23 protein-coding genes are annotated in these 20605 nt (G+C 46.8%); 18 read left to right on the forward strand and 5 right to left on the reverse strand.

All coding sequences use genetic code 11. The features are described from left to right. Positions 1 to 290: 290 nt before the first annotated feature. Positions 291 to 875 carry a hypothetical protein gene (locus Q8M62_RS11030; RefSeq protein WP_305668092.1) on the forward strand — a complete coding sequence of 195 codons (585 nt, stop codon included), beginning with the start codon at positions 291 to 293 and terminating at the stop codon, positions 873 to 875. Positions 876 to 1150: 275 nt separating this feature from the next. On the opposite strand, the gene Q8M62_RS11035 is transcribed toward Q8M62_RS11030, so the two are convergent. Beyond that, positions 1151 to 1546: a PIN domain nuclease gene (locus Q8M62_RS11035; protein WP_305668093.1), complete on the reverse strand. Its 396-nt coding sequence runs from the start codon at positions 1544 to 1546 to the stop codon at positions 1151 to 1153. Then, positions 1543 to 1737 (reverse strand): type II toxin-antitoxin system VapB family antitoxin, encoded by a 195-nt coding sequence (locus Q8M62_RS11040; RefSeq protein ID WP_305668094.1) that lies wholly within the window; start codon positions 1735 to 1737, stop codon positions 1543 to 1545. Before Q8M62_RS11040 ends, Q8M62_RS11035 begins: the two co-directional genes overlap by 4 nt. Before the next feature lie 326 nt (positions 1738 to 2063). On the opposite strand from Q8M62_RS11040, the gene hypB reads away from it, so the two are divergent. The 17 genes from hypB to Q8M62_RS11125 all read left to right on the forward strand — a co-directional run bounded on the left by hypB (position 2064) and on the right by Q8M62_RS11125 (position 17029). Continuing rightward, complete coding sequence (gene hypB, locus Q8M62_RS11045; protein ID WP_305668095.1) at positions 2064 to 2789, forward strand: hydrogenase nickel incorporation protein HypB; 726 nt, start codon at positions 2064 to 2066, stop codon at positions 2787 to 2789. Next, positions 2789 to 5119, forward strand: a complete 2331-nt coding sequence (gene hypF / locus Q8M62_RS11050; protein ID WP_305668096.1) for a carbamoyltransferase HypF — start codon at positions 2789 to 2791, stop codon at positions 5117 to 5119. The genes hypB and hypF overlap by 1 nt, the downstream gene beginning before the upstream one ends. Next, the gene (locus Q8M62_RS11055) at positions 5097 to 5405 is read left to right on the forward strand and encodes a HypC/HybG/HupF family hydrogenase formation chaperone (RefSeq protein WP_305668097.1); all 309 of its coding nucleotides are present in this window, start codon (positions 5097 to 5099) and stop codon (positions 5403 to 5405) included. Before hypF ends, Q8M62_RS11055 begins: the two co-directional genes overlap by 23 nt. Positions 5406 to 5468: 63 nt before the next feature. Further along, complete coding sequence (hypD, locus tag Q8M62_RS11060; RefSeq protein WP_305668098.1) at positions 5469 to 6575, forward strand: hydrogenase formation protein HypD; 1107 nt, start codon at positions 5469 to 5471, stop codon at positions 6573 to 6575. 23 nt (positions 6576 to 6598) lie between these two features. Next, on the forward strand, positions 6599 to 7660 hold the full coding sequence (hypE, locus tag Q8M62_RS11065; protein ID WP_305668099.1) for a hydrogenase expression/formation protein HypE: 1062 nt from the start codon (positions 6599 to 6601) through the stop codon (positions 7658 to 7660). Between the two features lies 1 nt (position 7661). Further along, positions 7662 to 8825, forward strand: coding sequence for a hypothetical protein (locus tag Q8M62_RS11070; protein ID WP_305668100.1), 1164 nt, complete (start codon positions 7662 to 7664; stop codon positions 8823 to 8825). A gap of 11 nt (positions 8826 to 8836) precedes the next feature. After that, positions 8837 to 9043, forward strand: coding sequence for a hypothetical protein (locus tag Q8M62_RS11075; RefSeq protein WP_305668101.1), 207 nt, complete (start codon positions 8837 to 8839; stop codon positions 9041 to 9043). Positions 9044 to 9048: 5 nt separating this feature from the next. Beyond that, positions 9049 to 9615 carry a bifunctional nuclease family protein gene (locus Q8M62_RS11080; RefSeq protein WP_305668102.1) on the forward strand — a complete coding sequence of 189 codons (567 nt, stop codon included), beginning with the start codon at positions 9049 to 9051 and terminating at the stop codon, positions 9613 to 9615. 2 nt (positions 9616 to 9617) lie between these two features. Next, the gene (locus tag Q8M62_RS11085; RefSeq protein ID WP_305668103.1) at positions 9618 to 9965 is read left to right on the forward strand and encodes a hydrogenase maturation nickel metallochaperone HypA; all 348 of its coding nucleotides are present in this window, start codon (positions 9618 to 9620) and stop codon (positions 9963 to 9965) included. Positions 9966 to 10032: 67 nt separating this feature from the next. Continuing rightward, entirely contained in the window at positions 10033 to 10659 is a 627-nt protein-coding gene (locus Q8M62_RS11090; RefSeq protein ID WP_305668104.1) for a TetR/AcrR family transcriptional regulator, read from the forward strand. Further along, the gene (locus tag Q8M62_RS11095) at positions 10656 to 11018 is read left to right on the forward strand and encodes a hypothetical protein (protein ID WP_305668105.1); all 363 of its coding nucleotides are present in this window, start codon (positions 10656 to 10658) and stop codon (positions 11016 to 11018) included. Before Q8M62_RS11090 ends, Q8M62_RS11095 begins: the two co-directional genes overlap by 4 nt. Before the next feature lie 9 nt (positions 11019 to 11027). Next, positions 11028 to 11642 carry a TetR/AcrR family transcriptional regulator gene (locus Q8M62_RS11100; protein ID WP_305668106.1) on the forward strand — a complete coding sequence of 205 codons (615 nt, stop codon included), beginning with the start codon at positions 11028 to 11030 and terminating at the stop codon, positions 11640 to 11642. A gap of 338 nt (positions 11643 to 11980) precedes the next feature. After that, complete coding sequence (locus Q8M62_RS11105) at positions 11981 to 12961, forward strand: hydrogenase (RefSeq protein WP_305668107.1); 981 nt, start codon at positions 11981 to 11983, stop codon at positions 12959 to 12961. Between the two features lie 8 nt (positions 12962 to 12969). Further along, entirely contained in the window at positions 12970 to 14562 is a 1593-nt protein-coding gene (locus Q8M62_RS11110) for a nickel-dependent hydrogenase large subunit (RefSeq protein WP_305668108.1), read from the forward strand. 88 nt (positions 14563 to 14650) lie between these two features. Then, on the forward strand, positions 14651 to 15157 hold the full coding sequence (locus Q8M62_RS11115) for a hydrogenase maturation protease (RefSeq protein ID WP_305668109.1): 507 nt from the start codon (positions 14651 to 14653) through the stop codon (positions 15155 to 15157). After that, positions 15141 to 15515, forward strand: coding sequence for a hypothetical protein (locus tag Q8M62_RS11120; RefSeq protein ID WP_305668110.1), 375 nt, complete (start codon positions 15141 to 15143; stop codon positions 15513 to 15515). The genes Q8M62_RS11115 and Q8M62_RS11120 overlap by 17 nt, the downstream gene beginning before the upstream one ends. Further along, the gene (locus tag Q8M62_RS11125) at positions 15512 to 17029 is read left to right on the forward strand and encodes a hypothetical protein (RefSeq protein WP_305668111.1); all 1518 of its coding nucleotides are present in this window, start codon (positions 15512 to 15514) and stop codon (positions 17027 to 17029) included. Before Q8M62_RS11120 ends, Q8M62_RS11125 begins: the two co-directional genes overlap by 4 nt. A gap of 36 nt (positions 17030 to 17065) precedes the next feature. On the opposite strand, the gene Q8M62_RS11130 is transcribed toward Q8M62_RS11125, so the two are convergent. The 3 genes from Q8M62_RS11130 to Q8M62_RS11140 are packed head-to-tail and all read right to left on the reverse strand — an operon-like array spanning position 17066 to position 20086. Next, positions 17066 to 17839, reverse strand: a complete 774-nt coding sequence (locus Q8M62_RS11130) for an ABC transporter ATP-binding protein (protein ID WP_305668112.1) — start codon at positions 17837 to 17839, stop codon at positions 17066 to 17068. Between the two features lie 3 nt (positions 17840 to 17842). Next, on the reverse strand, positions 17843 to 18874 hold the full coding sequence (locus Q8M62_RS11135) for an iron ABC transporter permease (RefSeq protein WP_305668113.1): 1032 nt from the start codon (positions 18872 to 18874) through the stop codon (positions 17843 to 17845). 3 nt (positions 18875 to 18877) lie between these two features. Further along, positions 18878 to 20086 (reverse strand): ABC transporter substrate-binding protein, encoded by a 1209-nt coding sequence (locus Q8M62_RS11140; protein ID WP_305668114.1) that lies wholly within the window; start codon positions 20084 to 20086, stop codon positions 18878 to 18880. Positions 20087 to 20605: the final 519 nt, after the last annotated feature.

Raw genomic sequence — 20605 nt, forward strand, 5'->3', positions numbered from 1 at the left:
AGCAGATACTCCTGTGCCGGACCGTTAAGGACAACGGTCCCTAAGGTGTTTTTTTTTAGTTTCCATAATGATTGATTTTGATTTGACGGAATTTAAACAGAATTTAGGTAATTCGCTCACCCGGAGGGTGTCAGTTCAACAGCACCTACCCAAAAGTGGCGATTCAGTGCTTAAATCAAGCATTGTGCTTTTATCAAAGTTTCTGCTTGGTTGACAGTGAAGTGCTTCGAAATCGCCAACTTCTTATAGCTGCCAAACGTTATGCCTGATGCCAAAAGACGCCATACACAATGAAAATTTGGACTCTCATATTGACGGCCTTTCCATTTATGACATTTGCTCAAGTTACAGAAAGCAAAAGACTCATTGACAGTTTAAGGTTTGTGAGAGAGATGCCTTATGCTTGTGAAGTACTTCTTGATGTAAATACTCCTTACAACCGAGACACAATGATTTATAATATTGGTTGTGGCGACAAATATTTTTGGCAAGTAGTGAAAGGCAAACAAGAAGTTATTCCATTACTTCTTGACAAACTTGACGACACAACCCGAACAGAAGCCTCTGTTCCTTACTTTGGTGGACAATATACAGTTGCTGACATCGCCTACACTACATTACAAGAAATCATTAAGGACATTCCGACCTTCGACCTTTTGAAAATTAAGTTCGACACTAACGGTTGTGGTTACTGCTCATATTGGAATTACTTGCGTAAAGACGTTAAAAATAGACTGAAATTCAAAGTCGCCGTAGTTGACTGGTATGACAAAAACAAACCAAATTTATTTTGGTTGAAAAGCAATCAATTTCTAACCTTTGACACAAGCGGATTTAATCATCCAAACGGTGGACATTTTGAATTAAAGAAATAAATGAAAGCACGAAGGCTTAACAGCACGTTTGCAATAGCCGGGAGCACCCAAGTCGGTGATTTGCCGACACTATCCCAAGAAATCCCGAAGACCTAGGCATTCACCAATAACCTTACAACCCAATAACTTTCCAACCTTTCGACGCTCTAACCTTCAAACCTCATCCCCGAGAAAACCCGAAGACCTAGGCATTTACCAATAACCTTTCAACTTAATAACTTGATAACCGGCCCAGTGGCGCGACTCCTTTCATGAACAAATTAGAATGCGTGAACTCAAATGTATATTGTCCGAAGCCCAAGGTATTTTTCGATGGACTTAAAATCTTGGTCAGCATGGAGAAGGTCAAGATTGTTCTCGATACAAAATGTTCCAATAACCATATCGATCGTCTTTCTTACAGTGACTCCATTCTTCCGCAAAAATCGGTAATTGCGTGCAGCCTTAAAGGCCAATTCCTGACTACAAAGGCTAAAGCACGGGAGTATCTCAAACAGTTCCTGCGCTTTCCTAAAGTCCTTGTCGGATGAAAATCCCTGCAAAACTTCAACCATAATCAAATCCCCGGTCGCGATCAATTCCTGACCAAGAAGCTGGTAGAGCTTTTCAACATGGGGTTTGTCATGTCCATTGAAGAAATCGATCCAAACAGATGAGTCCACCAGGATCATAGGTCGAGTCGCATTTTCTCTAGATTCCCCTCCCACTTCAGCTTGCCTCTGTAGGATTTGATCTTCTCCTGCTGTTCCAAGGCAACCAGCAAGCGTAGGCCGGCCTCAACCGTCTCCTTTTTTGTTTTGCTGCCAGAAGCCTTCATCGCTGCCTGCATAAGCGCCTCGTCAATATCGATGTTGGTTCTCATAATGTGTATGATTTTTGCAAATATACACACACTTGGAAGGGATTCGAATCGTAAGGAGTTTTAAGTTGTTGTTTCCATTTTTTGTTGTACATCAGGCAAAAACATGAGAATTGCCGTTTTTCAGAAATCCCTTATACCTCAATGCCCACCGATAACCTTTAAACCTAACAACTTTTCAACCTTTCAACTCTCTGACCTTCCAACCCAATAACTTTCCAACCTCCAATCTCCCCTCTCCCGCTGAGCCCAAAGCGAATTAGAAAAAATTTACTAAATCATCACCCGCGCGGCTAATAATGGTATATTTCAGACAAACTGAAATAACCATGTCAAACACCAAGGCTCCCAAATCAAGCAAGAACGCGAGAGGAACAATTACCTGTGACAACACGACCATTCATCTCCTTCAAGCCAACGACTTTGTCGCAGAGAGCATCAGGAACCAAATGGCAGACAATAAAGTACTGATGATCAACATTGTATCATCTGCCGGAAGCGGGAAAACGACCCTCATGCAAGAGACCGTCAAAAGACTGAAGGACACCATCAAAATCGGGATTTTGGTAGGCGACCTAGAGACCGAGCGGGATGCGGATCGTATTCGGCAAGTGGGGGGAAATGCGCTCCAGATTGTCACAGGCGGTATCTGCCACCTAGAGGCGCAGATGATTTGGCAGGCATTGAAGGGCTTCGATACCAAGGATCTGGATGTGCTCTTTGTGGAAAACGTCGGTAACTTGGTTTGTCCGGCATCATTCGACCTTGGGGAAGACTATCGGGTTACCCTGATTGCCACAACGGAAGGAGATGACAAGCCCCAAAAATATCCCAAGATGTTTTTGACCAGTGAGTTGATGTTGGTTTCAAAATCAGATCTTCTCCCCTACCTGCCCTTCAGCGTAGCAGCTGTCACCAAAGATGCCCGGGCCATCAATCCCAACATTGAGGTGATTGAGCTCTCCGCCATGTCAGGTCAAGGTATAGATGCCTGGTGCGACTGGCTACTGGCGAAAATCAAGGAAAAAAAATCTGCGGAGGAAATCAGCGCATAGTGCAACACTGGCGAATCCATATTGAAGGTCAGGTGCAAGGGGTGGGATTCAGGCCAACCGTGGCAAGAATCGCCACCATCAGCGGCTTGGGCGGTAGGGTCTACAACACCTCTACAGGCGTCTGCATCGAACTCCTCGCATCCGTGCAGGATCGGGACGACTTCCTCGGCAGGTTGCGTACAAGCCTTTCGCCGCTCGCGATTGTTTCAAGCATGACCATCCAAGAAATTCCTGTGACGGACGGGGCTCGAAGTGGTTTTCAAATCATCGGCTCCCAAAGTAGCCAAACAAAAAGCGCTTTTATCAGTCCCGATTTTGGAATCTGCAAGTCCTGCCAATCAGAGGTGTTGGATCCAAACAATCGCCGCTATCTATATCCGTTTATTTCCTGCGTCAATTGTGGCCCGCGGTACAGCATCCTCGAAGGTATTCCCTATGACAGGGAGCGTTCCGCCATGAAGTCTTTCGCAATGTGCCCGGTATGTCTGGACGAATACGAAAACCCGCAAAACGGGCGTTTCCATTCCCAGACCAACTCTTGTCACGACTGCGGGATGGAGCTCTCTGTTTTTCCCGAGCGGGAAGGTACCCCTTTGCAGCAGGGCGATTTGATCGATCTGGCGGTATCGATGCTCCAGGACGGGAAAATCCTGGCCGTAAAAGCTACCTCGGGGTTTTTGCTTTTGGCTGACGCGACCGCTCCCTCCGCTATCTTGACGCTCCGGGAGAGAAAAAGAAGGCCACGAAAACCTTTGGCTTTGATGGTCGCGGATACACACATGCTAGCCGATTATTTTTTGGCCAGTGATCAGGAGAAAGAATGGATGCAATCGGCATCGCGCCCGATTGTCCTCTGCAAACCGAAAAAAACAACAGACTTATCCCTATCCAAAACGCTGATTGCGCCTGGGCTCTCCTTGTTGGGGGTATGCCTGCCTGCGGATCCCCTGATGTTTTTGCTTGCCAAAAAAATGGGCAGACCGATAATCTCCACAAGCGGAAACCTTCACCAAAGCCCTGTACAGTCTGAGAATGCGGATGCAATCAAAAATCTTTATGGCATCGCGGATGCCGTTTTGTTGCACAACAGGGAAATCCATTTTGCCCAAGATGACTCGGTGGGCAGGGTCGCAACGGCTTCCAAAAAGAAAATCATTTTGAGGAGGAGCCGTGGCTTGGCACCCACATTTTGGAACGTGTCGGATACCCCGTCTGAAAAATGTACCCTGGCGATGGGCGCCGACCTCAAGAGCAGCTTTGCCCTTTGGGAAGGGAAGCATGTATTTGTCAGCCAGTATTTGGGTAATCTGGAGAGTTTTGAGACACAACTGAGATACCTCCAAGTACTTCGGGGATTTCTTGAAATAACTGGAAAAGAGCCCGCGCAAATTTTGGTGGACAGACATCCTGGATACCATAGCAGGAGGTTGGCCACCCTATTGCCAACTGCCGAAGTGCTTGAAGTTCCCCATCACGAAGCCCACTTTGCGGCTTTGCTTTGGGAGCATTCCTTGCTGGACACGGATGAACCTGTCCTTGGCGTCGTCTGGGACGGCCTTGGATTTGGAAACGACGGATCACTTTGGGGATCTGAGGTTTTCGTTTTCCAGGAAAAAAACATGGCACATTTGGCTGGATTTGAGTATTTTGACATGCTACTCGGAGACAAAATGTCGAAAGAACCCCGTCTGGCGGCCCTTTCCCTCTGCCACCATGCGGATATGGATCCGGCATTTTTAAAGCGTAAATTCACCAATCAGGAATGGTCGCTGTATGCGAAGCTCCTGCAAAAGCCCAGCCATGCCCAAACCAATAGCATGGGAAGGATCTTCGATGCGGTATCGTCGATATTGGATATCACAGATTTCAATACCTTCGAAGGGGAAGCGGCCATGCACTTGGAGCAAAGGGCTCAGCAATACATCGATGCCAATGATTGGAAATGTATCCCGATTTACAGCCATCAGCCCTGGACCGAAGGCAGGATTTCCCTCTCCGACTTGCTTGTCCAAATCCTGAAGGACAAATCAGAAAACGTGGATCAAGGCCTGATTGCTGCCAAATTCCATCTGACGCTTGTGAGTATCGTCCGGCAAATCGTAGAAACGACTGAAATCCGGAAAGTCGGCTTTTCGGGTGGAGTTTTTCAAAATGCACTCTTGGTGGATCTGCTCACGCAAGTGTTGGGCAGCAGCTGCAGGTTACTTTTCCATGAACAACTCTCACCCAATGACGAAAACATTGCGCTAGGCCAATTGGCTTGGATGCATATTCAAGAAAAATCCCAAACCAATAAAACCAATTCTTATGTGTTTAGCGATACCAGGTAAAATCACAAGTATAGAGACCATGTACGATGGCTTGGTCCGAATGGCCAAGATCCAGTTTGGCGGCATCACCAAGCAGGCGAGCTTGGAGATGGTACCCGGGGCCAAGGAGGGAGATTATGTCTTGGTCCATGTCGGCGTGGCCATCAGCATTGTCGACGAACAAGAGGCCAAAAAATCCTTTGAATACCTCGAAATGATCGGAGAAATCGATGAACTGATCGAACACACCCAGACCGACAGGAATGACTTCAGTCCTACCAAGGAAACCGAAGAACCAAAAGCATGATTGCTACCCCATGATTATAGTCTCCTTTTCACGCAACAAGGGCATTTGTCCAAAAAAAGAAAGATGAAATACCTATCAGAATACCGAAACCCGGAATTGGTGAAGAAATACACCGATGAAATACATCGGGAATGCCGCCAACCTTGGATGATCATGGAGGTATGTGGGGGGCAGACCCACAGCATTGTGAAAAATGGACTCCTGCAACTGCTGCCGAAGGAAATCACCATGGTGCATGGTCCTGGCTGTCCGGTATGCGTGACACCCATGAATCTCATCGACAAAGCAGTATACTTGGCGATGGAAGAAGGAGTGATCCTTTGCTCGTTTGGAGATATGCTGCGGGTACCGGGTTCGAAATACAGCCTCTTGGAAGCCAAGTCCAAAGGTGCAGATGTGCGGATACTGTACTCCCCTTTGGAAGCCGTGAAGCTCGCAAAAGAAAATCCCTCCAGGCAGGTGGTTTTCTTCGCTGTGGGATTTGAGACGACTGCACCGGCCAATGCCCTGTCGGTGATACATGCTTACAGGGAGGGCTTGAAGAACTATTCTATTTTGGCTTCCCATGTATTGGTACCACCCGCCATCGATGCTGTGATGAATGACGAATTGGTCAAGATTCAGGGTTTTTTGGCAGCAGGACATGTATGCACCATCATGGGGATTGAGGAATATCGTCCACTCGTGGAAAAGTACCAGGTGCCTATCGTCGTGACGGGATTTGAGCCAGTGGATATCCTCCATGGAATCCTGATGGTAGTCAGACAGCTGGAAAAAGGTGAACACAAACTCGAAAACCAATATGGCCGCGTCGTAAGACCTGAGGGAAATCCCGAAGCCATCAAAGTGATCCATGAGGTTTTTGGTGTTTCTGATCGGGAGTGGCGGGGAGTAGGCACGATACCCATGAGCGGATACCATGTCAATCCGAAGTATACCGACTACGACGCAGATAGGAAGTTCTCAATCAGCATGCCCAAGGTGCTGGAAAACCCCGAATGCATTGCGGGTCAAGTACTGAAGGGAATCAAAAAACCACATGATTGCCCCCAATTTGGCAAAGGATGTACGCCTGAAAGACCCTTGGGAGCGCCGATGGTCAGCAGTGAAGGCGCATGCGCAGCCTACTACCACTTCTCAAAAATCAACGGTCAACTCACAGAAGCCTAACGACCCAAAAAACCACCGAATTGATGTCCAAGCCAAAAAGTATTCTTTCCGCATCTTGCCCGGTTCCAAAGCTCGATTTCGAAATCATCACCATGGGTCATGGCAGCGGCGGATTGCTGACCCACAAGCTACTCGATGGAGGCGTCTTCAATATTCTTTCAAACGAATACCTTGACAAGCAGCATGACGGGGCCGTTTTTGAGGTTTATTCAGGCAAAATGGCATTTACCACAGACAGTTATGTAGTGTCTCCCATTTTTTTTCCGGGAGGAAACATTGGCGAGTTGGCGATCAATGGCACCGTCAATGACCTCAATATGTGCGGGGCAAAGGCCCAATTCATTTCCTTAAGCTTCATCATCGAGGAAGGGTTGGCCGTAACCGATTTTTGGGAGATTTTGCTCCACATCCGGGACGCTGCCGATCGGGCCAATGTCAAAGTGGTCACGGGAGACACCAAGGTCGTCGAGCGTGGAAAAGGCGATAAGATATTCATCAACACCAGCGGGGTAGGCCAAATTCTCCCCAAAGCAGCGATTGATATCAATCAAATCAAGTCGGGCGACCAAATTATTGTCTCCAACGATATCGCCAAACACGGCATCGCAATCATGAGTGTACGGGAGGGGCTCGAGTTTGAATCCGATATCGAAAGCGATACATGTCACTTCAATGAGATCGTCCCCGAACTCCTGGCGGAATTTGGCAATGGAATCCATTTTTTAAGGGATGCTACACGGGGCGGGCTTTCTACGATTTTGAACGAAGTGGCCCAATCCCTTTCCAAAGGGATCGAAATCCACCAAAAATCCATCGCGGTGGACGAGGCTGTCTCGTCTGCCTGCGAGCTACTTGGCCTGGATCCATTGTATGTGGCAAATGAAGGAGTCTTCGTCGCATTTGTGGAAAAGGAAATCGCATCAGCCGTGGCAAACAAAATCAGATCATGGCAGCACGGTACCAATGCCGCGATTATCGGTGAAGTGACGGAAAATCACCCGCGGCAAGTCGTACTCCACAGCGCAATCGGCGGAAGGAGGGTAGTCAATATGCTACTCGGAGAGCAGTTACCAAGAATTTGTTAAAATGACACAAAAGGAATCTCCATCTGCATTGAACATCACCCTGAAAAGGGCAATACCTCCACATTTTGAAACAAACGCTGCATTCAAGAAAATCGCAGGTTCGCAAAGAAACTTCAAAGGGGATGAGAATAGCCCTTTTTTGGCGCCGAGAGGCGTATTTGCACATGGCTCAAGACTTTTGGTATCCGACACGGGTCAAAACCGCGTGTTTATCTGGAATCAAATACCCTCTTCCCTCACCCAAAAACCGGATTTGGTGATCGGGCAGGCAGACCTGGTCCAAACAGGCAGGAATGAAGGAGGCTCCGCATCTTCCAAATCGCTCCAATATCCCTCTGCAGTCTGGACCGACGGGAAAAGGATGATTGTAGCTGATGCCTGGAACCATCGGGTATTGGTTTGGAACAGTTTTCCCACAGAAAGCCATCAGGCGGCGGATGTCGTCATCGGGCAGGATGACTTTTTGGGCAACTTGCCCAACAAGTTGGGAATCAATGCAGCACCGAGTGCATCCTCCCTCTATTGGCCGTATGGGATCGCAGTTCACGAAGGTATGCTGTTTGTAGCCGACGCCGGAAATCGAAGGGTCGTGGTTTTCAATAGCATTCCCACAGAATCAGTAACTCCCGCCGACGCAGTTATCGGACAGGAGGACTTCGAAGGCAGAAGTTACGATCCGCAAAACGCTATTTGGCCCTATGGGGTCTCCCTGGGAAGCCAAGGAGAATTAGCGATCACTGATACCCAATATTTCAGGGTGCTGATTTGGAATCACTGGCGGGACGCTTTGGCCCAAAACGCCAATCGAATTATCGGACAGATGGATTTTGAATCCAATGGCCAAAACATGTTTGGACTGACGCCGTCTCCCTGTTCCCTCAATTGGTGTTACTGCTCACAATTTTATCAAAACGGGATTTTTGTGGGGGATACCGGAAACTCGAGGATTCTTTGGTTCGAAAACCTCCCCTCAACCAACGGAGCTGAAGCAGATTCCTTGATCGGAAAACCGGATTTCTTTACCGGAAGCGAATTCGCCGATACCGTTTATGGAACGGAAAAATCCATGTACTGGCCATTTAGCTTTTGTGTAGAACAAAAACAGCTATTCATAGCAGACACCGGCAACCACAGAATACTCATCCAAGACCTCTTGATAGACTAAATCGACTTAAAATGAATGCAATGGATAACTTGCTGGAAATGATGGCTGTATTTGGTTTGCCCGTATTGAAACAGGGGGAAAAACAGGTCGAGACGCTTTCCGGATTCTTGATCGAAGTCGAGCGGGTAGGCTTGTACAAGCTCATCCACCTCGGAGATGTGATCGCTCCCTTTGATGACCTGGAAGAAATGTGCGATTTTATCAAGGAACATAGTTAGCTGATATGATGGATTTGGTGGAAGTATTCATTGTGGCAATGTCCCCAAGTGTCAACTCACCCGGGAAGTTTGCTCTTATACTCGAAGACGTTTCCAAGAAAAACCGCTTTCCCCTATTGATTGGGCAAGCAGAAGCCCTATCAATTGGTGTAGCGCTGGAGCAGATCAAAACACAGCGCCCACTTACCCATGACCTGTTTTTTGAAGTAATCGGCCACCTTGGCGCCAGGGTAGACCATGTCTGGATCAAGGAAGTGGAAGGTACGATTTTCAAAAGTGAGATCGTTTTCAAACAAGACCCCGAAAAGGAAATTAGGGTGGATAGCCGAACGTCTGATGCAATATCACTCGCCCTGCGCTTTGACAGCCCCATCATGATCTCGAAAAACCTTCTCGAAGAACAGCGTATCGATATGGACATCTATGTGGGTGATTCCAAGCGGACCGCGTACTCCGCATATACCTTGGAGGAACTGGAAAATATGCTTCAAAAAGTATTGGAAAAGGAAGATTACCAAAGCGCGGTAAGGCTTCGAGAGGTTATCGCAAAACGAAAAAACACCAAACCCTAGCCATGCACGAGATTTCCTTGGTAAAAAACATTTTCGGATCATTGGACTCAGTCTATCCCGAACCGCAACGACGAAAAATCAGAAGCATCCATATGAGGGTAGGCCTGCTTTCCAATGTCGAGCCCATCCTCATGCAAAATGCCTTCGAAGCAGTAGTCGCGACCGAAAGGAAGGAATACAGCGAATGCAAGCTTCAAATCGAGGTTTTGCCGATTAAGGTTTTTTGTACGGAATGCCAAAAGGAATCCGAGGTAAAGAATTATAAATTTGTCTGTGCCTGCGACAAACCCAACAACAATATCATTCAGGGAAATGAACTCCTGATATCCGGTGTAGAGTTGATGGAATAAATTGCCGGAGGTGGCGTAGCATTTCCCGTCGATGTCAATGGTATCTTTGGCGCAGGATTCAAAAAACATGACAAAAAGAGACACCAAATCCAAAATCAAAGAGATCGCGCTGGGCCTTTTCAACAGGGACGGGTTTGCCAATGTCCGACTGCAGCATATTTCGGATGCCAGCGCCTTGAGCCTCGGTAATATCGGATATCATTTCAGAACCAAAAATGACATTCTGTATGCCCTGATCAATGACTTGGTGGAGGAGCAGAAAGTAATCTTGACAGAATTTAGGGTTTTGCCGCTGTTTGAAGACATTCAGCGATTTTTGAACTCCAATTTTGAACTCCAGCTACGGTATGTCTTTTTCTACAAAGACACATTGGACCTTATGAGGCTTTACGAAAACATCTCCAAACAGTACCGAGAGCATGTACATTGGCAGGAACTGCAACTGCAGGGAATGTTGGTGTTCAACGAGGCGAGAGGTGCATTGAATTCAAACGGTGAGCAAAACTTCGGCGCGAGGATGTCATCCCTGCTCGTTTGGGCAAGCGAAAGCTGGATCGGTCGACAGACAATTCTCGGAAAAAAGGAGATTGACAAGAAGGGATACGAGGAAATGTTTTGGTTTTTTTTGAAACCCTATTTTACCCCACTTGGAAAAGAGGAATTTGATGACAGGGTACGTATCTTTGAAAAATGAAACGGAACCCGGTACTCGACTACAAAATGTACGAATGGATACTCAAATCCATCAATCAAATGTCGCTGTACGAGGACAAGCTGGGCGTTGAATCGGAGTTTAACTTTCTCAGGTCCAATGAGTGGCTCGGCGATACTGCGGTTATCGAACGCCTTATTTATCGAAAAGGTCAGTTTAGGATCGACTTGGTCTTTGCACATCATCGGCAACCACTTCAACTACTGATACGGAACATCACCGAACATTCAAGCCGCAAAAAAGCTGAAATCATGTCCCAACTGTTCAGGAGACAAGCGGCAAAGGACCAAAGAGGTACACTCACGATCGAGGAAAAGGCCTTAAATCTCGGATATAATTAAGAGAACGGGATGTCGAAAACCAAAAACAAAATATTAGAGGCTGCGATCAAGACCTTCAATGCCAATGGTGTCGCCAATGTAAGGCTGCAGCAGATTGCGGACGAAGCAGAAATCAGCGTAGGCAACCTTGCATATCATTTCAAAAACAAAGAGGCGATTGTCACTTATACCTATGATTTTATTTTTAAGGAATTCTCGGAAATCCTTTCCGACTACTTGTTGATTGACAATTTCAAAGGGCTTGATAAAACCCTCGGACAGTATTATGGCTTTTTTATGGAGTACAAGTTTTTTTTCACCGACATGTTTGAGATAGAGCGAAACTACCCGGATATCCTGGAAAAGTGGCACCGCTACATCAACCGGATGTTGCTCCAAATCAAATCGAGAATCGAATTCGACGTGCAGCGGGGTGTGCTGGTACCACAATCGGACGAGATGAATGAGTTGCTTTCCAACAACATTTGGATGTCCATCATTTTTTGGCTGCCGCAGAGAATCCTGAGAGGATTGCCTGCCGAACAAAAGCTGTTCAAGGAAGCCGTCTGGAGTCAGATGACTCCCTATTTGACAGATCGTGGTGAGGAAGAATTCGTGGCATACATCTACCCCATCTTAATTTAAGACCTGTGTGCGCTATTCCACGATGTCCATGAATCCAATCGACAGCGCGAAGCAAAGAAGGGGCTGAATTCCGCTTTTTCACCAAAATTAAGGCCCATTTTTGATCGCAACAGGTTTTTCGGAAAATCAAAAGACCGGCGGATTGTACTACTAAGTATTACTTTTATACCTGATTAGAAAAATTTTTCTAAAAATTAGAAATTAATTTCAAATTAAATTAGGAAACGCTTTCTAATTCAAAAGCTATTTGATAATTTTAAGGGTATTGCATCGAAAGCAAAATAATCTTTGCATAGATGCAGTGAGGAACGATTCACTAAACCCAAAAATTTATCAATATGGCAAATGTTCTTTGGTTGCAAGGTGGGGCATGTAGCGGAAACACCATGTCCTTTTTAAATGCAGAGGAGCCGACAGTAGTAGAATTAGTGACCGATTTTGGGGTCAACATCCTATGGCACCCATCCATTGGTCTAGAGATTGGCCATCAGGTATCCGATCTTCTGGAAAGTATCTTGGCGGGGAAGACGCAGTTGGATATCTTGGTTTTTGAAGGTTCGATCGTACAGGGCCCAAATGGAACAGGTACAATGAACTATTTTGCCGAAAGGCCAATGATGGATTGGATCAAGGACCTTTCAAAGGTATCGGGATTTGTAGTTGCCATCGGCGATTGCGCGACCTGGGGCGGGATTCCTGCAGTTCCACCCAACCCGTCAGAAAGTACGGGCATGCAATTTCTCAAGAAGGAAAAGGGAGGATTTTTGGGGGCGGATTACAAATCGAAGGGAGGATTACCGGTCATCAATATTCCGGGATGTCCAGCCCATCCGGATTGGATCACCCAAATTTTGGTTGCCATTTCCACTGGAAGAATTGGAGATGTCCTTTTGGATGAATTCCACAGACCAAAAACGTTTTTTACCGATTTTGTACAAACCGGGTGCCCCAACGCGATTTCCTTCGCACAAAAAGTAGATGGTCACTTCGGGAAAAGAGGCGGCTGCCTGTTTTATGAGGTTGGATGCAGGGGACCGATGACGCGCGCGAGCTGCAACAGAATCTTGTGGAACAGACAATCCAGCAAGACAAGGGCCAACCACCCCTGCCTGGGATGTACCGAGCCAGGCTTCCCCCACAATGACTTGGTAAAAGGTTCAGTATTCAAAACCATGAAATACCTGGGGTTTCTACCAAAGTCAGTACCGGCAGGAAATAGTAAAGCGGCCTATTACGCCCGTGCGGGATTCGAAAAAGTGATGGGCACCGTAGATAAAGTAGTCGTAGGTACAAGACCTCAGTTTGAAAGCTCAAAATAACCAAAGCAATGTCGACATACAAAGAATTAAATATTTCCCCCGTAGGACGAGTCGAGGGGGATCTGGATGTAAAAGTTTACATGGAAAATGGAGTCGTGACCAGGGCCCATACCCAGGCAGCGATGTTCCGAGGATTCGAGCAAATCATGGCGGGAAAGGATCCTCAGTCGGGTCTTATCGTGACGCCAAGGATTTGTGGGATTTGTGGTGGTTCCCACCTTTACTGCGCATCCTCTGCGCTTGACACGATCTGGAAAACCCAACTGACGCCAAATGCGCTACTATTGCGTGCGATTGGACAGGCTTCAGAGACCATTCAAAGTATCCCACGCTGGTTTTATGCCATCTTCGCAACCGATTTGGCCAATAAGAAGTTTGCCAACAAGCCACTCTATGAAGAGGTCACGAAAAGGTTTGCCGCTTACGTCGGAACATCGTTCCAGACCGGATTGACAGCTTCTGCACTTCCGGTGGAAGTTTATGCGATTTTCGGTGGTCAATGGCCTCATTCCTCATACATGGTTCCCGGTGGAGTGATGTGCGCACCTACATTGAAAGACATCACCCGGGCTACCGCCATTCTGAACCACTTCAGAAACCGCTGGCTGGAGACTACATTCCTAGGATGCTCCATCGAGCGGTATCTCCAAATCAAGACCTGGGACGACATGATGGCATGGGTAGAAGAAAACGAAAGCCAAAGAAACTCAGACTTGGGTCTATTTATAAGAGCCGGACTGGAATTCGGTTTGGATAAATTTGGCCAAGGAGTAGGAAAGTTCATTGCCTATGGCACCTACCTGCACAAAGACAAATACAATTTCCCAACGATCGAAGGCCGAAACGACGCGGTGATCTCTGCCGGTGGGTTTTATGATGGGTCTAAGTTTTACCGCCTCAATCACTTGGATATACAGGAGCATGTGGATCATTCGTGGTACAAGCATGTGCCTGCTTCCCACCCTTGGGATGAACCTATCCCAACGCCCCTTCCCTCCCAAAACCTTGCCCAGACAGATTTCTCCGGAAAATACAGCTGGTCCAAGGCTCCTCGCTACATGGGACATGCCGCGGAAGCAGGTCCTTTGGCAAGGGTAATCATGGCAGGAAACCCAGACAATCTCGGCCACCAAAACAGGGATCCATTGTTTATGGATATCATGGACAAATTGGGACCATCAGTTTTCACCCGGGTTTTGGGAAGACTTCATGAAGCTCCTAGGCTTTATGAGTATTTGAACCAATGGTTAGGCCAAATTGACCTGGACGGTGAGTTCTACATCAAGCCGGAAGAAAAAGACGGTAAAGGATGGGGAGCTACCGAAGCTGCCCGAGGTGCTTTGGCACATTGGGTAGAAATCAAAAACGGAGTAATCGAAAACTACCAGGTCATGGCTCCCACGACATGGAATGTGGGTCCGAATGATGGGCAAGGTAACCCAGGACCCATCGAAGCGGCCTTGGAAGGAACGGAAATCGAAGATCCACACGATCCTGTAGAAGTGGGAATGGTGGCTCGTTCGTTTGACAGCTGCTTGGTATGTACCGTACATGCCCATGACGGAAAGAGCGGCAAAGAATTGACCAAATTCAAACTTTAATGCCAGCAGATACCTCGAAAAGTGGGATCCTTGTGCAGGATTCCACTTTTTTGGTTTTATTTCGATAGTGGAAAATAAAGATTGAAAGATGTCCAAAAAGAAAACCGCAGTGCTCGGTTTTGGTAATCCAGTAAGAAGTGACGACGCCGTGGGCTGCGAAGTCATCAGGCTGCTCAAGGAAAAACTTCAACCGGAACTTGATGACCTCACCATTCTTGATATGGGAACCTCCGCCTTTGAAGTCCTCTTTCAGTTGAAAGGACATGACGAGATGATATTGGTGGATGGAGTCATCAACTCAGGCCATGAGGATGGGACACTTTTCAAACTCCCGGCGGAGGAAATCCAAACTTCGATCCAAGATGACCCGATGGTGTTTCTCCACAGCTTAAAGTGGGATCAGGCGCTTTCCTATGCACGGAAAATCCTGCAGGACGAGTTTCCAAAGGATTCCATCACCGTGTATTTGATATCGATCAGCGACACCAAACTCAATGTGGGCATGTCCGAAATCGTCCAAAAAGCCGCCCAAACCGTAGTTGAAAAGATAATTGCAGATTTAGAACTGATCGAAGACGATGGAAAGAGCATTTGATTTCAATCAAAATATCCCGAAGCAAAGTCAGATTCTGAAAACCCCGGTCCAGCTGTTCAACCAGCATTTGATCATCGGTGTAGAACTAGCCAACCTGTGTATAGGGGAAGACAGGCAGGTCCTTGCAGCGATGAAGCCCGAAGCACAAAAAATCCTTTTGGCAAAGGCAAGTGATACAAAATTCAAAAGTGAACATAAGCCCATCATGCTTTTTGTCAAACAGAAAAATATTCAAGGAGACAAGTCGATTTCCCTGCAGGAGTTTTTTGCGGATCACCCGACAATGTCCCAGGAAAATCAAGCATTGCAATACAACTTCCACGAAAACGAAGGTATCCTAGAAATATCCATCCTATGATTACATTATTCTGCGACAAGGCACTTTGGGACGACATTAAAGAGATCGTTTATTTCGATTATTCCATTGGGGAATGGGTTTCATTTGCGGATTCAAGCACCATGCGCCCCTCGTCGAGTGCCAATCATTTGATCATTGAAGATGGATATATCAGGTTCCCGGTAGATTGGCAAAATGCGATGCCTCCCTACCTGCTTCCGGAGGGGATCATGTTTAGGACAGATGTACTGATGGCTTTGGTCATGTTGAGGTTGGGCGAATTCGAGAATTCCCTTAGGCTTTCAGCATCACTTCCAACATTGCAGTCCGAGCTCCAGATGATCATAGATTTGATGACGGGAGGACCTGTAGACCCGAACCTTATCTCAGTAGAAACATACCAGGACTATGATGACTACCGGCTGATGCATAATCACGCCATTGTGAGACATTACGGAAATTCCTCTGATCTCTCCAAGATCGAATACTTTTACCGGGACGCGATCTCATCCGCCCCCAGTGAAGAGCTTGCCGCATTTACCGCATTCCATTTCTTCAATTATCTTTTTGATCAAGGGAGATTTGACGAGGCAAAAAGCCAGCTCGGGAGGATTGTGCTTTCCGATGTTTCCCAGGAAGGGAAAATGAAGCTACAGGCCAGCATGGCGCACCTGCATACTACCTTGCTTTCCCCTCCCTATCCAGAAGAGCACCTCGAATCCTTGAAGGAAAAACTTTGGCAATGCGTCACTTTCTATGATATCCACGGATTCAAAATCGAAGAAGCGCAATGTCTCCTTGATGCAGGATTTATTGCGGGCATCTCAGAGAGTTTTTCCGAGGCTTTGGGTTATTACAGCAAGGCCGTGAAACTCTTCGAGGAAGAGGGCATGGAAGAGTTTAGCTACCAAGCATTGCTACAGAAAGCACGGCTATTGACGATTTGGGCCCAAAAAGGAAATCCACAGTTTTACAAACCTGCCATGGAGGCCTATCAGCGGGCAAGCAGGTTTTTCACCAAAGAATTTTTTCCCTTGGCCTATGCAGAGATACAGGAAAACCTTGGCATCATCTACTCCGAGATACCGGATGAAGCCAAAAAGAAGAGTGTGTGGGCAGCAGTTTCCGCATCCTCATTTTCCGAAGCGCTGACGATATTTACCAAAGAGGATTTCCCCTCTGACTATGCAAGGATATGTAGTCACTATGGCAATGCACTGATGAAGTACCCACAAGCTGTGCGCTCGGATAACTTCGTAAAGGCACTGAGCTACTTTCAGGAAGCCCTGTCGATCAGAAATGCCGAAGAATACCCGGTCGAACGAAGCATCACCCTTCTCAATTACCTGGAGGCTTGCTGGAATGCCGACAACTCCGCTGATGAGAACAATCCCGGAAGGCTCTATGAAATGCAAATCCGGATCAATGAACTGATCGAGATAAACGCGGGAGAGGATTTTGTCAGGGAAGCAAGGGTACACCAGGAAAAGATAAACCAACTCAAGTCTATCATTTCAGGTGAAAGCCAGCCATAATCGGTACATCGGCGAATCGGCGTAACCCAAAATTGGTCAAAATCGGTTTGAAAGAGAGGGCAATACGATCCTATTTCCACCGATTTCCCGGAGATTGCACATGGGACCATAGATGCTCCGGAGTGTTTGCTCGTCCAATACCTCGCTTGGGTGACCGTCGGCCACCAATCTCCTGCCGTCCATGACGAGCACTCTGTCGCAAAACCACAACACGTGATTAGGGTCATGGGTACATACCAAGACCGACTTGCCCTCCCGCCGCAAATTCGACAGCATGTTCCAAATCAACAGTTGGTTTTTAAAGTCCAATGAAGCCGTAGGCTCATCCAAGAGCATGAGCTTAGTTTCCTGCGCCAATGCCCTTGCTATCAACACCATCTGGCGTTGGCCACCACTGAGTTGGCCAAAAGGCTTATCAGCCAAATCCTCCAGTCCAAGGGTTTTCAAAGCTTCCTCCACTTTACTGTGGTGTTGGGCAGCGATATCAAAAAAGTTGGACATGTGCGTAGTCCTGCCCATCAACACCATCTCCCGAACCAAGAAAGGAAATGTAACTGGGTGGTCTTGGGGAACATAAGCAACCTTCTTTGCCAAATCTGAAATCCTGAGTTGCTTGATATCTTGGGTATCAAAACTTATCGATCCCCCCTGTGGCGAAAGGAAGCCCATAATGCACTTGAAAAGCGTTGACTTTCCGCTTCCATTAATGCCCAAGATCGCACAAAGCTCACCTTCCTTCAAGGAAAAACCAACATCCTGGAATACAGGCAAACTGCCATATCGAAAACTTAAACGATCTACTTGGAGCAAGGGCTAAACGGTTTTGGTTCTGAGTAAATAAATAAGATAGGGAGCACCCAAAATCGAAGTCAGGATGCCTATGGGAATTTCCCCCGCCACTAGGTTTCGGGCCAAGATATCACAGAAAAGCAAAAACAAGGTACCAATCAAAGCGGATAAAGGAACCACATAGCGGTTATCGGGTCCTACCATCAAGCGGGCGGCATGAGGGACCATTAGCCCTACCCATGCGATGATCCCCACATAGGCTACCGACAATGAAGTCAACAGCGTGGCAGAGAGGATCAAAATGATCTTGTTTTTCCTCGGATCGACTCCCAGACTTTTGGCCTCTTCATCTCCTATCGAAATCACGTTTAGCTTCCATGCCAAAAACCAGACTAAGCCTGACACAAGAATAGTGATTGGTGCCAAAAGGCGAATCTCACTCCATCCACTCTGGTAAAAGCCGCCCAAGAGCCAAAACACGATTTCACGCAGCGCGGCATCGTTGGAGATGTATTTTAGAATGGAAACCAGTGCTGAAAAGAAAGACCCAATGACAACCCCCGCAAGGATCAATGACAAAGTTTGAATCTGACCTCTTATCATCCCGATGCCAAGGGTCAACATGACAGTGATGCTTGCAAAAATAAAAGCCGTCAAGGGCAGCGAAAAAAATATCGCGGGAAAAACGATCGCCATAGAAGCTCCGAAAGCCGCACCACTCGACACACCCAACACGTAGGGCTCCACCAATGGATTACGGAAACAAGACTGAAAGATGCTGCCGGAAATTGAAAGGGCAGTTCCAACGAGCCCCGCCAACAGGATCCTGGGAAGCCTAATATCCCACACAATCACCCATGCCAATTCACTACGCTCATTTCCTGCAATTTCAAACCGGCTAGACCGAAAAAGCGATTGAAAAACCTCTTTTACAGTCAGATCATAGGGCCCAATACTCAATGAAATCAATGACGTCGCTACAACCAAGGTGGCGAAGGCGACCAACATCACCTTCTTTCGATGATTGCGCTTTCCAGAATCCATCGCTCTATGCATAGCCTAAAATCGGTCAATCGTCCAATCCAACCATTGAGCACTACGGATTTCCTTGGCTTTCTCACGATCTACGCCATAGACGGTTCCGTAAAAATCCAATACCCATTCATGTATCGAAATATCGGAAAACAAGTCCGGATAGGCCTGCTTAGCAAGCATCATGACCTCAATCGGATATTCCAATCGCTTAGAGCAATTGCATGGTGTCCACGGGAGCGAGATCACATTTTTTTCTCTTACAGCTCGAAGGTTTTGCAACTTGGAATAGTAGGGAGCTTCGTAAATCTCCTCCGGTGGGTGGTAGCCCGAAGCCGTATGCAAAACAACCTTGTCCGGATCCAAGGCCAATATTTGCTCATCGCTGAGCATCATGGAGGCCGCTCTTCCGCCTCTTCCTTGTATGGCGTTTTTTGCATGGACTATTTGCTCGACAAAGTAACCTTCTATCGTGTCAGTCCCCCGGGTTACCCCTGCACTGCCGCCCTCCCTTGCAACAGGAGACAATCCCAGCATTAGAACGCGGGGTTTGCCCGAATCCGAAATAGAACGGGTCCGTTCTTTGATCATTTCAATGGTCTTGTCAAGATATGCTACGAGTTCCGCTGCTTTTTCCCGATGGCCAAAGATCTCTCCAAGCAGCAGAATCTCTTGATTGAACTTTTCCAAGCTCGGTGGATCAAATACAGTTGTCCCCTTCAAAACCACCACGGGTACACCAAAAGACTCAAGCAAGGACAATGCTTGCCGATTTTTTGGCTCGTCTAGGCTATTGATCGTGCAACAACCCTCTCTAAGGATAACCAAGTCCGGCTCCAAGGCAATGATCTGCTCCAACTGCAGCGGCATCCCAGACCTAGCTATCAATGGCAATTCAGCGGTTTCAGGAAAAAGTACACGAAGGGGATTCATGCCGTCCGCATAGGTATAGGTCTGGCTTTTGCCAGGAATATCATAGGTAAAATTCTGCTGCAAGCAGCTCGACCCCAAGGCAATCAACTTATCCAACATGCCAAAATGAGCCATCACAGACTCAATCATGCCGTCGCTAACACTGATCACACGCTTGGGGTCAATTGGAATCTCCACTTTTTCCCCACGCATATCCGTCACTGTCTTGTAATTCCCGTCCCCTTGGCTTCGGGAGCTTTCCTTGATACCATTTTGGCAGGCGACAAAAAACAGAAGGCAAAAGGAAAAGCAAATCAATCTCATGTACAAATCGTTGTTGGTTGGCGTGGAAAGTACCTATCTGAGGTGCAACGGAGGACAACATAGTGATTTGCATACGCAAATCAGCAAAAATCAATTAGTAAAATATTTCTAATCGCCCTTACTCGAATCCACCGAAAAATCCATTGTGATATTCTAAGTAAGTTTTTGTAAAAAAAGAAATCAAAGGGTACAAACCCAACCACTTTTCTGACCGGATATGCCTCCCCAAATCAAAAAACACTCCACAAAATCAAGAGGGCATTTGATAACCTGTATCCAAAATCTACTATCTTAGGAGATGACAAAAAACGAAAAAAAACTTCGCCTATCCAGCCAAAATCTGAGGTAAAAGCGAAGGTTTGTTTCGGGTATAAACAAGTTGAACTAAACCGACTGCGTCGGCAGTCCATTTCACCTTAAGACGTATTATTCTCATTTTGAGGTGTTAAGGTTATTTTTATTCCATGTTTCATTCTAAATCTTTATTAAACATGGAAAAAAAAGCCTCCGACAGCGCAT

Origin of the sequence: Algoriphagus sp. (assembly GCF_030694375.1) — a bacterium.
In the GTDB taxonomy this organism is placed as follows: Bacteria; Bacteroidota; Bacteroidia; order Cytophagales; family Cyclobacteriaceae; genus Algoriphagus.